The sequence below is a fragment of the Streptomyces sp. NPDC014656 genome (assembly GCF_043084305.1).
Lineage (GTDB): Bacteria > Actinomycetota > Actinomycetes > Streptomycetales > Streptomycetaceae > Streptomyces.
This window is the reverse complement of record NZ_JBIBZN010000015.1, coordinates 1-12,302: the sequence shown is the minus strand read 5'-3', so window position 1 is coordinate 12,302 and position 12,302 is coordinate 1. Positions and strand designations below refer to the sequence as shown.

7 protein-coding genes are annotated in these 12,302 nt (G+C 75.6%); 4 read left to right on the top strand and 3 right to left on the bottom strand.

The window, feature by feature from the left end; all coding sequences use genetic code 11:
- Nucleotides 1-17 precede the first annotated feature (17 nt).
- Nucleotides 18-3,413 (top strand): BTAD domain-containing putative transcriptional regulator, encoded by a 3,396-nt coding sequence (locus ACF1ED_RS28630; RefSeq protein ID WP_391765283.1) that lies wholly within the window; start codon nucleotides 18-20, stop codon nucleotides 3,411-3,413.
- On the opposite strand, the gene ACF1ED_RS28625 is transcribed toward ACF1ED_RS28630, so the two are convergent.
- Complete coding sequence (locus tag ACF1ED_RS28625; RefSeq protein WP_391765281.1) at nucleotides 3,400-5,433, bottom strand: sigma-70 family RNA polymerase sigma factor; 2,034 nt, start codon at nucleotides 5,431-5,433, stop codon at nucleotides 3,400-3,402. The two genes, ACF1ED_RS28630 and ACF1ED_RS28625, sit on opposite strands and share 14 nt — an antisense overlap.
- Nucleotides 5,434-5,649: 216 nt before the next feature.
- Nucleotides 5,650-6,474 carry a TetR/AcrR family transcriptional regulator gene (locus ACF1ED_RS28620; protein WP_391765279.1) on the bottom strand — a complete coding sequence of 275 codons (825 nt, stop codon included), beginning with the start codon at nucleotides 6,472-6,474 and terminating at the stop codon, nucleotides 5,650-5,652.
- A 340-nt stretch (nucleotides 6,475-6,814) separates the two neighbouring features.
- On the opposite strand from ACF1ED_RS28620, the gene ACF1ED_RS28615 reads away from it, so the two are divergent.
- Nucleotides 6,815-8,215: an NAD(P)/FAD-dependent oxidoreductase gene (locus ACF1ED_RS28615; protein WP_391765277.1), complete on the top strand. Its 1,401-nt coding sequence runs from the start codon at nucleotides 6,815-6,817 to the stop codon at nucleotides 8,213-8,215.
- Nucleotides 8,216-8,321: 106 nt separating this feature from the next.
- Nucleotides 8,322-9,986 carry a SpoIIE family protein phosphatase gene (locus tag ACF1ED_RS28610; protein ID WP_391765276.1) on the top strand — a complete coding sequence of 555 codons (1,665 nt, stop codon included), beginning with the start codon at nucleotides 8,322-8,324 and terminating at the stop codon, nucleotides 9,984-9,986.
- A gap of 4 nt (nucleotides 9,987-9,990) precedes the next feature.
- Here ACF1ED_RS28610 and ACF1ED_RS28605 read toward each other — a convergent pair whose 3' ends face one another.
- Nucleotides 9,991-11,253 carry an MFS transporter gene (locus ACF1ED_RS28605; protein ID WP_391765274.1) on the bottom strand — a complete coding sequence of 421 codons (1,263 nt, stop codon included), beginning with the start codon at nucleotides 11,251-11,253 and terminating at the stop codon, nucleotides 9,991-9,993.
- Nucleotides 11,254-11,408: 155 nt separating this feature from the next.
- Here ACF1ED_RS28605 and ACF1ED_RS28600 point away from each other — a divergent pair, with 155 nt between their 5' ends.
- The gene (locus tag ACF1ED_RS28600) at nucleotides 11,409-11,975 is read left to right on the top strand and encodes a MarR family winged helix-turn-helix transcriptional regulator (protein WP_043232439.1); all 567 of its coding nucleotides are present in this window, start codon (nucleotides 11,409-11,411) and stop codon (nucleotides 11,973-11,975) included.
- Nucleotides 11,976-12,302: the final 327 nt, after the last annotated feature.

Here is a 12,302-nt window from a genome sequence, read left to right as displayed (position 1 = left end):
GCGGACAGAATGGGCCGGTGCGGTATCTCATCCTCGGCACCACCGAGGCCCTCGGACCCGACGGCGCCCCCCTGCCCCTCGGCGGCGCCCGGCTGCGCGCGCTGCTCGCCGCGCTCGCGCTGCGCGGCGGACGGGCCGTCCCGGTCGGGGAGCTCGTGGACGACGTGTACGGGGACGAGCCGCCGCTCGACGCGCCCGCCGCCCTCCAGGCCCTCGTCGCCCGCCTGCGCCGGGTCCTCGGCCGGGAGGCGGTCGAGGCCACCCCCGGCCCCGGCTACCGGCTCGCCGCCGGCCCGCAGGACATCGACCTGTACGTGTTCGAGCGCCGCGCCGCCGAAGCCTCCGCCCGGCTCGACGCCGGCGACCCCGGGACGGCCGCCGCCCTCCTGCGGGACGCCCTCGGGCTCTTCCGCGGCCCCGCCCTCGCCGACCTGCCGGGACCCGCGGGGGTCCGCCCCGAGGCGCAGCGCCTCGCCGCCACGCGCCGCCGCGTCGAGGCCGACCTGCGGCGCGGCGCGGCCGACGGACTCGTACCGGAACTGACCGGACTCACCGCCGCGCACCCCTACGACGAGGGCTTCCACGCCCAGTTCATCCGCGCCCTGCGCGCCGAGGGCCGCCACGCGGACGCGCTCGCCGCGTACGAGACGGCCCGCCGCACCCTGGCGGACGCCCTCGGCACCGACCCGGGCCCCGAACTGACCGCCCTCCACCGGGAACTCCTCGGCCCCGCCGGCACCCCGCAGCCACCGCCCTCGCCACAGCCCTCGTCCCCACAGCCGCGGCCCTCACAGCCTTCGCCCCCACAGCCGCAGCCCTCACAGCCTTCGCCCCCACAGCCGCAGCCGTCACCGCCGCCCGCCGCGCCCCCGGCCCCCGCGCCCTCCGGACGGCCCGCCCCCGAAGGCGGCAACATCCGCCCCCGCCTCACCTCCTTCGTCGGCCGGGAGCCGGAGCTGGCCGCGCTCCGCTCCGACCTCGGCCGGTCCCGGCTCGTGACGCTCACCGGGCCCGGCGGGTCGGGGAAGACCCGGCTCGCCGAGGAGGTGGCCCGGCAGACCGCCGGACCCGACGCGTGGATCGCCGAACTCGCCCCGCTCGACGACCCGGGGGCCGTCCCCGGCGCCGTCCTCTCCGCGCTCCGCCTCCGCGAGATCAACCTGATCACCCGCGACGGCACCGCCCTCCAGGACGACCCCACCGCCCATCTCGTCGAACACCTCGCCCACCGCCCCTCCCTCCTCCTCGTCCTCGACAACTGCGAGCACGTCATCGACGCCGCCGCGGCCCTCGCCGAGACCCTCCTCGCGCACTGCCCGGGCCTGCGCGTCCTCGCGACCAGCCGCGAGCCGCTCGGCGTCCCCGGCGAGACCGTCCGCCCGGTCGAGCCGCTGCCGCCGGCCCCCGCGCACCGGCTCTTCGCCGAGCGGGCCAGGGCCGTCCGCCCCGCCTTCGACGAGGAACGGGCGCACGACGCCGACGGCGCCGCCACCGCCGACGCCGTCGCCGTCGCCGAGATCTGCCGCAGGCTCGACGGCCTGCCCCTCGCCATCGAACTGGCCGCCGCCCGCCTCCGGCTGCTCACCCCGCGCCAGATCGCCGACCGGCTCGACGACCGCTTCCGCCTCCTCAGCTCGGGCGCCCGCACCCTGCTGCCCCGCCAGCAGACCCTCCGCGCGGTCGTCGACTGGTCCTGGGACCTGCTCGAACCGGCCGAGCGCGCCCTGCTCCGCCGGGTCTCCGTGCTCACCGGCGGCTGGGACCTCCCGGCCGCCGAGGCCGTCGACGCCCCGGACCCGGCGGGCGGCCCCGACACCCTCACCACCCTCGGCGCCCTCGTCGACAAGTCCCTCGTCGTCGCCGCCCCCACCGACGACGGCACGATGCGCTACCGCCTCCTGGAGACCATCCACGAGTACGCCTCCGAGCGCGCCGCCGAGACCCCGGAGCTGCGCGCGGCGGCCGAGGCCGCCCACACCGCGCACTTCACGGCCCTCGCCGAGGAGGCCGAGCCGAAGCTCCGCTCCGGCGAGCAGCTGCCCTGGATCGACCGGCTCGAACGGGACCTCGACAACATCCGGGCCGCCCTCCACCGCACCCTCGTCACCCACCCCGACGAGCGGGCCGGGCTCCGGCTGGTCTTCGCCATGGGCTGGTTCTGGTGGCTGCGCAACTACCGCCCGGAGGGCCTGGCCTGGACCCGGCGCGCGCTCGACCTGGGGGAGGACCCCGACGACCCGGCCGACCCCCGCCACTGGCCGCGCATGCACCTGCGGATGCTCTCGTTCTTCCTCGCGATGGAGGACGAGAACATGTACACCGGCGACCTCCGGGAGAACGCCGACGTGCTCGCGCTCGTCCGCCGCGTCCGGGACGCCTTCGGCAAGGACCCCGGTCCGGAGTCCGCCCGCTTCCCCGGCCTGCTCTGGCCGTTCACCGCGTACCTCACCGAGGACCCGCCGGTGGTCCGCGCCCTCCTCGACACCGGCGTCGAGACCTGCCGCCGGTACGGCGGCGACTGGGAGACCGGCGTGAGCCTGATGTTCCGGACCCACATGATCGTGGACATGCCCGGTGGCATGCGGGGGATCGACGAGGACCTGGCCGAGCTCCGCGTCCTCACCCGCCGGGTCGGCGACCGCTGGATGGGCGCCCAGGTCGCCTCGGCCGCCGCCGAGGCCAACATGATGCGGGGCCGCCGCGCGGAGGCCAGGGAGGCGTACGAGGAGGCGCTCGGGCTGGCCCGCGAGGTCGGCGCCCACGCCGAGGCGCCCTTCCTCATCGCCCGGCTCGCCGAACTGACCTACCGCGACGGCGACACGGCCGGCGCCGAACGCGGTCTCGCCGAGGCCGCCCGGGAGGCCGAGCGGCTGCGCCTCCAGGACGCCCTCGCCTACGTCGACTTCATGCGCGCCGTCCTCGCCCTCGACCGGAACGACCCCGCCGGCGCGCGGGCCGCCCTCGCCTCGGCCGGCGCCCACATCCGCCACGGCACCCCGCCGCCGCACTTCGCCATCGCCCTGGCCGGGTTCGTCGCCCGCGTCGAGGCCCAGGAGGGCGCGGGCCCGGCCGCCGTCACGGCCGCCACCGACGCCCTGCGCTCCGCCCTCACCGGCCACTGCGCGGACATCGTCGTGATCAGCCTCGCCGAGGGGCTCGTCTTCGCCCTGCACCGGGCCGGCGACGCGGCGCTCTGCGCGCGCGTGGCGGCCGCCGTCGACACCTGGCGGCGGGACATCCCCCGCTCGGTCCCCGAACGGCGCGAGGCCGACACCGTCGCCGCCGCCTGCCGCGCCGCGCTCGGCGAGGACGGCCTCGCCGCCGCCCGCGCGGCCGGCGACGGACTCGGCGAGGAGGACGTCCTGGCCCTGGTGGCGCGGTACGCCGCCGAAGGGCCCGTCAGGAGCAGCTGATCCGGGACTCCGCCCAGTCGGCGACGGCCGCCCGGCCGAACGGCGTGTGCTCCTCCACCACGAGCCGCAGGGTGGAGCGGCCGCGGAGGTCCACCCGGACCGGGAGCGCGGGGTCGCCCGGCCGGACCACCGGCGAGCGCCAGAGCCGCTCCCCGTCCCCGTACACGGAGAAGCGGACCCCGCCGGGGCCGAGCGGGGCGCTCAGGTCGTCGACGCCGACCAGCGCGTCGTAGCTCGTGCACTGCCTGTTCAGCCGGATGAGCAGCGAGGACGGGGCGTGCACGCTGACGCCGTACGCGTAGGTGCTGTCGCTGATCGACATGCCCTGGCGCGACCACATCCAGGTGCCGTCCTCCATGACGACCTCGGGCGCGGTGCCGTCGCCGAAGGCGTCGTAGTCGAGCCGGTCGACCTGGTAGACGGCGGGCGCGGGCGGCGGAGGCGTCGTCGGGGGCGGCGTGGGGCTCGGGGTCGGCTTCGGGGTGGGCTCGGGGCTCGGCGGCGGGGTCGTCGGGGCCGGTGTCGGGGTGGGCTTCGCCACCGGCTTCGGCGTGGGCTTCGGCGTGGGGGTGGGCGTCGGCTCCGGCGGGGGCGGCGGGGTCGTGGGCTCCGGCGCGGGCGGCGGGGTGGGCCGGGGCGAGGGCTTCGCCGCGGGCGGCGGGGGCGCGGCCGGGGCGGCGGGGGCGGTGGTCGTCGGCGCCGGCCGCGGCGCGGCGACGGGCTGCGGGTCGCCGGTCATCGCCCAGACGAGCCCGGCCGCCGCGGCGACGGCCACGGCCGCGGCGATACCGGCCTTCGCGGGCGCGCCGAGCCCCTCGGCGGCGGCCCCGCCCGAGGCGGCGCCGGAGCCCGTCCCGCCGGTGGCGGCCGCGGCGGCACCCGCGCCGGCCGCGCCCACCGCGCCGCCGGCGACGATGCCGGCGGCCTTGAGGGAGTAGCCGGCGGCGAACCAGCCGATGACCGCGACCGGGAGCAGCGCCGGGATGCCGGCGTTGACGTGGGCGAGTTCACCGGCGGCGACCCGGCACTTGGCGCACTCGTCGAGGTGCTTGCGCAGGCCGCGCTCGGCCCGCATCCGCAGCCCGCCGCGCGCGTAGGCGCCGAGCCGGTCCGCGTACCGGGCGCAGTCGCCGCCGGCCGTGAGGGCCTGGCTGACGTGCGCCTGGAGGTAGGCCTGCTTGAGCCCCTCGCGGGCGCGGCTGGCGAGCACGGCGGTGGCGTTGGCGGTCAGGCCGAAGAGGGGGGCGACCTCGCTGGGGGACTCCTCCTCGACGGTGGTGTGCCACAGGACGGCCTGCCAGCGCTCGGGCAGCGAGCGGAACGCCTGCATGGCCAGCGACTGTTCGGCCTCCTGCATGGCCCGGACCTCGGCGCCGAGGTCCAGGGTGTCCTGGTCGGAGACCTCGGCGGAGCGGGCGGCGTCGGCGGCGAAGACGGCGAAGTCCTCGACGAGGTGCTCGCGCTTCTGGGTCTTGGCCCAGGCGGCGCCGACCCGCCGGACGGTGGTCATCAGATAGGCGCGGACGGCCTGTTCGGGTCCGGCGCCGCCGCGGACGGCCTGGAGGGTGCGGGCGAAGACCTCGGCGGTGAGGTCGTCGGCGGTGTGCCCGTCCCGGCAGCAGGTCCTGGCGTAGCGCCGGACGGCCTCCGAGTGGCGGCGGAACAGCTCCTCGTACGCCGAGTCGTCGCCGTCCCGCATGAGCTGGATCAGGTCGGCGTCGGAGGGGTCCGTCTCCCTCGGCGGCGGCAGCAGGCCCTCGCCCCCACCGTCGTCCGCCGGACCGCCCTCCGCCGGATCGTCCTCCGCGGGGGGAGGGGGGACGGCGAGGGGCGCGGCTCCGGCCGAGGCGGTCTTGCGCTGCTGCGGCACGCTCGGTTCGGCCGTGCCCTGCGACGGCCCCGGGGCGTCGGTGGTGATCCCGCCCGGGCCCCCCTGGCTCGGCACCTGCCGGGCCGGCAGCCCCTCGGCCTCCGTGGCGCCGCCACCGCCCAGCGGATCGTCCCGACCTTCACCGCTCATCGCGGAAGCCCCCGTACGCCTGCGCAGACCCGAACACCGGGCAAGCCTGCCACACGACGCGGGCACGCCGAAGCGCCGCGACCACTTACCACTCGTCCGGGGCGACTTCACGCAACCCGGCGTAACCGCTCGCACGTTCGTGTCAGGGCCGTTGGTCCGCCCGGCCCGGAGGACCGGCGGACCGCCGGGCGTCCGACCGGAGCGCGCTGCCGCGGTCTACCGCGAGCGCAGGCCCTCCAGCAGGATGTCCAGGAGCCGGGCCGAGGCCGCCGCCTGCTGCGCCGCGTCCGGCAGCGCCGGTGCCGAGGTGGCGATGACGAGGAGGACGTCCGCCACGGTCACGTCCGTCCGCAGCTCACCCGCCTCACGGGCCCGGTCGACCAGCCGGCCGACGACCTCCAGGAGCTCCGCCGCACCGGCGTCGTCCCGCTCGTCCGCCGGCACCGCCCGGGGCGCCACCACCCGCGTGTCGCCCGGCTCGCCGAGACCCCGCTGGTACGGCACCCGGGCCGCGCCCTCGGCGTCCCCGTCGGCCGACGGCTCGTCGACGCCGACCCGCAGCACCTGCGGCGGCAGCAGCCGCCCGGCGCCCGAGGCGACCGAGGTGCGCAGGAACCGGGAGAGCGCCGACCACGGCTCCTCCTCCTGCCCGAGCGCGGCCCGCGCCTGCTCGGTCAGCCGCGCGGTCTCCTCCTCGGCTATCCGCCGCACCAGCACGTCCTTGCTGGGGAAGCGCCGGTACACGGTGCCCACGCCCACGCGGGCCCGCCGGGCCACGTCCTCCATCGGCGCCCCGTAACCGAGCTCGCCGAAGACCTCGCGCGCCGCACGGAGCACGTGCTCCAGGTTGCGCTGCGCGTCGACCCGCAGCGGCGCCGCGCGCCCGCCCGCCACCGGACCGCCCACGACGGTGCCCGTGCCCGCGACGGTGCCGCCGGTCAGCGCGCTCCCGACCGCCGGCCCGGCGGCCACGGCCGCCGCGCCCCGGTCGTCGCGCTCGGCGCCGACGACGGACTGCCAACGAGAATCCTGAATCTGCATAAGCGTTCCCCCGCTCATGATGTCTCCCCCCGGAGACTCCCCGCCCTGATACGGGGCTCCCGGCCGGTGTGCGCATCGGTCCGCGCGCACGCCGACCCGACACCCCGACGAACTACGAACATAGTTGAGTCCGGGTCAATTCAGAAGGGGGAGTTCCGTACGGTGCGCCCCCCGATCGGAGCAAGGCACCGAAGCCACCGGTTTCCCTCCCCCTGCCCCACCACCCACGTCCGCCGTGACCTGCGCCGTTGCACCCGACCGCCCCGCGCGCGCCACCCCGCGCCTCCGTACCCCTCCGGTCACACAATTCGCCGGGCCTGTGGACAAACCCCGGACGGCGATGCCTCATGGGACGGTGACGGATCCTGCGCGCATTCTCGTGGTCGGCGGTGGCTACGTCGGCATGTACACCGCGCTGCGCCTCCAGCGGCAGCTCAGGGCGGAGCTCGGCAGCGGCGCCGCCGAGATCACGGTGGTCACCCCCGACCCGTACATGACGTACCAGCCCTTCCTCCCCGAGGCGGCCGCCGGCTCGCTCTCCCCGCGCCACGTCGTCGTCCCGCTCCGCCGCGTCCTGGACCGCTGCCGCCTCCTCATCGGCGAGGCCGAGTCCGTCGACCACGCCAAGCGCACCGCGATCGTCACCACCCTCGCCACCGACGAGGAGGGCGCGGGGCCGGTCACCCTCACCTACGACGAACTGGTCCTCGCCCCCGGTTCGGTCTCCCGCACCCTCCCGGTCCCCGGCCTCGCCGAGCACGGCATCGGCTTCAAGACCGTCGAGGAGGCCATCGGCCTGCGCAACCACGTCCTGGAACAGCTCGACATCGCCTCCTCCACCCGCGATCCGGCCCTGCGCGACGCCGCCCTCACCTTCGTCTTCGTCGGCGGCGGCTACGCGGGCGTGGAGGCCCTCGCGGAGCTGGAGGACATGGCCCGCCACGCCACCCGCTACTACCACAACGTCAAGCCCGAGGACCTGCGCTGGGTCCTCGTCGAGGCCGCCGGCCGGATCCTCCCGGAGGTCGGCGAGGAGATGGGCGGGTACGCGGTCCGCGAGCTCCGCGGCCGCAACGTCGACGTCCGCCTGGACACCCGCCTCGACAGCTGCGAGGACCGCGTCGCCGTCCTCAGCGACGGCACCCGCCTGCCCACCCGCACCGTCGTGTGGACCGCCGGCGTGAAGCCCGCCCCCGTCCTCGCCGCCACCGACCTCCCCCTCGACGAGCGCGGCCGGATCCGCTGCACCCCCCACCTCGCCGTGGCGGACACCCCCCACGCGTGGGCGGCCGGCGACGCCGCCGCCGTCCCCGACGTCACCGCGGCGGAACCCGGCACCCCCTGCGCCCCCAACGCGCAGCACGCCGTCCGCCAGGCCAAGGTCCTCGCCGAGAACCTCGCCGCCTCCCTCCGCGGCCGCCCGCTCAAGGAGTACGCGCACGCGTACGCGGGCTCCGTCGCCTCCCTCGGCCTCCACAAGGGCGTCGCCCACGTGTACGGCCGCAAGCTCAAGGGCTACCCGGCCTGGCTCATGCACCGCGCCTACCACCTCAGCCGGATGCCCACCGCCAACCGCAAGGCCCGCGTCCTCGCCGAATGGACCCTCTCCGGCCTCTTCAAGCGCGAGGTCGTCTCCCTCGGCTCCCTGGAACACCCCAGGGCCGAGTTCGAACTCGCGGCCGCCCCACCACCCCCGCCGCCCGAGCCCGGCTCCGCCGGGAACGACAAGACGTCCTCCTGACATCACTGTCAGTGCACTCGTCCACACTGGACGTGTGACCATAGGTGGGCTCACACCTGCACAGCGTGACTCCGCACGGCACCGACACCACGAGGCATACAGATCCGTGAACTTCACCCGTTGGAGCGCCCGGCTCCCCGGCACGCAGCGCCGCGCGGCGCGGGGGAGCGAAGGCTCCGTGCCCGCCGCCCGCGGTGAGTACGGTCCGCGGCCGGAGCGATCCGCCGAGACCGCCGAGGGCCCCGAGCACGCGGAGGACACCGTGGACACCGAGGTCCCCGCCCTGGAGGACTTCTCCGTACGGGACCTCCTCGGCCGCCTCCCCGGTCTCGTCGCACTCCTGTACGGCCCCGAGCACCGCATCGCGTACGTCAACGAGGCGTACGCCGCCGCCTTCGGCCCCCGCACTCCGGGCGCCACCGTCGCCGCCACCTGCCCCGAGGCCGAGGAGCTCGGCCTGCTGCCGCTCCTCGACCAGGTCCTGCGCAGCGGCAAGCCCCGCACCGTGAAGTCCCGCCGCACCGCCGACGGCGGCTCGTACACCGTCACCTGCCTGCCCGTCGACAGCCCGCACCTCGAAGGCGCCGGCGTCCTCGTCCACGCCGCCGACGTCACCGACCACGCCGAGGCCGCCGAGCGGCTCCGCGCCAGCGAGCGCCGCCACCGCGAGACCGCCGTCACCCTCCAGCGCTCCCTCCTCCCGCAGGAGCTGGAGCAGCCCGACGACCTGCGGATCGCCGCCACCTACCAGCCCGGCGTCGCCGACGCGGCCGTCGGCGGCGACTGGTACGACGTCATCACCCTCGGCGCGGGCCGCACCGCCCTCGTCATCGGCGACGTCATGGGCCGCGGCGTCCGCGCCGCCGCCGTCATGGGCCAGCTCCGCACCGCCGTCCGGGCCTACGCCCGCCTGGACCTGCCCCCGCACGAGGTCCTCCAGCTCCTCGACGGCCTCGCCGCCGAGATCGACGCCAGCCAGATCGCCACCTGCGTCTACGCCGTCCACGACCCCAACGAGGGCAAGCTCGTCTACGCCTCCGCGGGCCACCTCCCGATCCTCGTCCGGGACGAGGACGGCACCGTCCGCACGGCCGGCGACCCCACCGGGCCCCCGCTCGGCACCGGCGGCTGGCTGCACGCCTCCGGCTCCATCGCCCTGCCCCCCGGCTCCACCGCCGTCCTCTACACCGACGGACTGGTCGAGCGCCGCCGCGAGGACATCGACGAGGGCGTCGAGGCCCTCGCCCGCGCGCTCGCCGGCGCCAGCGGCACCCCCCAGGTGATCTGCGGCCGGCTGCTCCGCGCCCTCGGCGTCACCGCCGAGCACGACGACGACGTCGCCGTCCTCGTCGTCCAGCACCCCGCCCGCGACGGCGCCGACGCCGAGCTGTTCCACAACGCGGCCCTCGAACTCCTCGGCGGCGTCGAGGCCGCCCCGCGCGCGCGTGCCTTCGCCTCCGGAGTCCTCTCCTCGTGGCGCTTCCCCGTCGAACTGCGCGACCTCGGCGTCCTCGCCACCAGCGAGCTCGTCGCCAACAGCCTCCAGCACGGCACCCCGCCGATGCGCCTGCGGCTGCGCCGCACCGACCGCCGCCTGATCATCGAGGTCACCGACGGCGACGACCACCTGCCGCGCCGCCGCCGGGCGGAAACGGAGGACGAGGCGGGTCGCGGGATCTCCATCATCGCGACGATCGCCTCGTCCTGGGGGAGCCGCCGCACTCCGGGCGGCGGCAAAGCGGTGTGGTGCGAGTTCGCCCTGCCCGGCTAGCGGGTCAGGCGGCGCCGGCCGTCTCCCGCTCCGGCTGGTGCCGCGCCACGACCAGCGAGGGCTTCGCGGCGAGCGACGGCTGGTTCTGCACCGGCGTGAGCTGCCTGCCCAGCCGCACCGCGAGCACGGTGACCAGCAGCGAGAACAGCACGAAGGTCACGATGTACGGACCGTGCAGCGACGCGCCCATCGGACCGCCCACCGCCGGACCGACCGCCAGCGCCAACTGCTTCACCAGGGCGAAGGCCGAGTTGTACGAGCCCACCATGGACTCCGGCGCCAGATCGGCGACCAGCGGCGCCACGGTCGGCGACAGCATCGCCTCACCGAGACCGAACAGCGCGTACGTGGAGACGAACGCGGCCGTCGCCATCGCCTGGCTGCCGTGTCCGAGGCCCGCGTACCCGGCGATGATCCAGGCCAGCGCCCAGATCAGACCCACGGCCGCGATCACCCGGGAGCGCTTGCGGCGCTCCACGAACTTCAGCACCAGGAACTGCGCCAGCACGATCACCGCCGTGTTGGCGGCCAGCGCGATGCCGAGCGTCGACGGCGCGATGCCCGCGGCCTCGGTGCCGTAGGCGGCCAGACCCGACTCGAACTGTCCGTAGCAGGCGAAGAAGAGGACGAAGCCGAGCACGCACAGCTGGACCATCGCCTTGTGGCCGAGCAGCGCCCGGACCCCGCCGCCCCCGGCGGGCCGCGCGCCCTGGAGCGAGGGCGAGCCGGCCGTCTTCACGGTGCCGACCACCGCGGCCAGCACCAGGAACATCGCCGCCTCGATCGAGAACAGCAGCAGGAAGCTGTCGGGCCGGCTCACGTCGACCAGCTGGCCGCCGATCAGACCGCCGACGCCCAGACCGAGGTTCTGCAGGAAGAACTGGAGCGCGAAGGCCCGGGTCCGCCCGGCGGGCTCGGAGCACCACACGATCATCGTGGCCAGCGCCGGCTGGAGCACCGCCGTCCCCGCACCGAGCAGCGCGGCGGCGCCCACCGCCGCCGGCACGCTCGACGCCAGCCCCATCCCCACGGCACCGACCGCGGCCAGTCCCGAGGCGACCAGCAGCACCGGCACGGGCCCGCGCCGGTCGATCGCCCGCCCGCTGAACGGCAGCACCACGAGCGCGGCCATGGCGAAGACGGCCAGCACCACACCCGCGGTCGTCGCGCCCAGATCCCGCACCTGCGCCACGTACACATAGAGGTACGGCACGGTGAAGCCGAGTCCGAACGCGCTCAGCGCGCTGCCTGCCTGAATCCGGCGCATCGCGGCGCCCCTCGCCTTGGTCACACTCACCCACTTCGGTCGCGGGTTCAGCCCTGTACGCCTGAACCCTCAAGACTTCAATCCTAAAGTTCGATCCTTAACAGTACACATGGAAGGACTTCAACGCCAACGAGGAGCGTGGAATACTCGGCCCCATGTCCGACACCCCCGAGCGCCCCGCCTCGCAAGAGCCGCAGGAGCCGACGCTCGACGAGCAGATCGCCGCCTACCAGCGCGAGTACCGCGACCTGGACCCCCAGGTGGAGAAGGTGGTCTCCGCCCTCGGCCGGCTGAACCGCCGGATGAACGTGGCGTACGGCCGCCAGCTCGCCGACCTCGGCATCAGCAACGCGGAGTGGGAGGTCCTCAAGACCCTCGTCCTCTCCGGCGCGCCGTACCGTCTGGGCCCGGGCGAACTGGCCAAGCGGCTCGGCCTCACGCCGGCCGCCATGACCCACCGCATCGACCGCATGGCCGGCGAGGGGCTGGTCACCCGCGACCGCGACGAGAACAACCGCGTCCGCGTGATCGTCGAACTCACCGACGAGGGTCGTACGAAGTGGCTGGAGGCGATGCGCATGGCCACGGACTTCGAGGAGAAGCTCCTCCAGGACCTGGAGCCCGAGGAGCGCGGCGCCCTGGGGGACGCCCTCATCCGCCTCCTGCGCAGGGTGGAGCTGAGCCAGCCCGACGCCGGCGGCAGGCTCACGGACCTCGACTGAGGACGCCACCGGAGGGGGGTTGACACCCCCCGGGGCGATGCGTAGTGTTCTCCGAGTTGTCACGGAGCCGGAACGGTTCTGCGACAGCCATCCCGCCGCGGTAGCGGCACCTCAACCCAGCACGGTCTCCCTCACGGGATGAATTTCGGCGTGCCGAAATTCAATTCGAACGACTCGATTATGAGTTGACCGAGGGAATCCGCTAAGGTCTGAGACGTCGGAACGGCCCAACAGCCGTGAAGACAACCCCCTCTGACTGGGAATCAGACGCCGAAAGGATCTGATAGAGTCGGAAACGCCGGAAGGGCCCGGAGCGAAAGCGAAACG

Coding starts and splice junctions, on each gene's coding strand:
- ACF1ED_RS28615 (WP_391765277.1), top strand. CDS start 6,815: ATGCCTCATGGGACGGTGACGGATCCTGCGCGCATTCTCGTGGTCGGC.
- ACF1ED_RS28600 (WP_043232439.1), top strand. CDS start 11,409: ATGTCCGACACCCCCGAGCGCCCCGCCTCGCAAGAGCCGCAGGAGCCG.
- ACF1ED_RS28625 (WP_391765281.1), bottom strand. CDS start 5,433: ATGAGCGGTGAAGGTCGGGACGATCCGCTGGGCGGTGGCGGCGCCACG.
- ACF1ED_RS28620 (WP_391765279.1), bottom strand. CDS start 6,474: ATGCAGATTCAGGATTCTCGTTGGCAGTCCGTCGTCGGCGCCGAGCGC.
- ACF1ED_RS28605 (WP_391765274.1), bottom strand. CDS start 11,253: ATGCGCCGGATTCAGGCAGGCAGCGCGCTGAGCGCGTTCGGACTCGGC.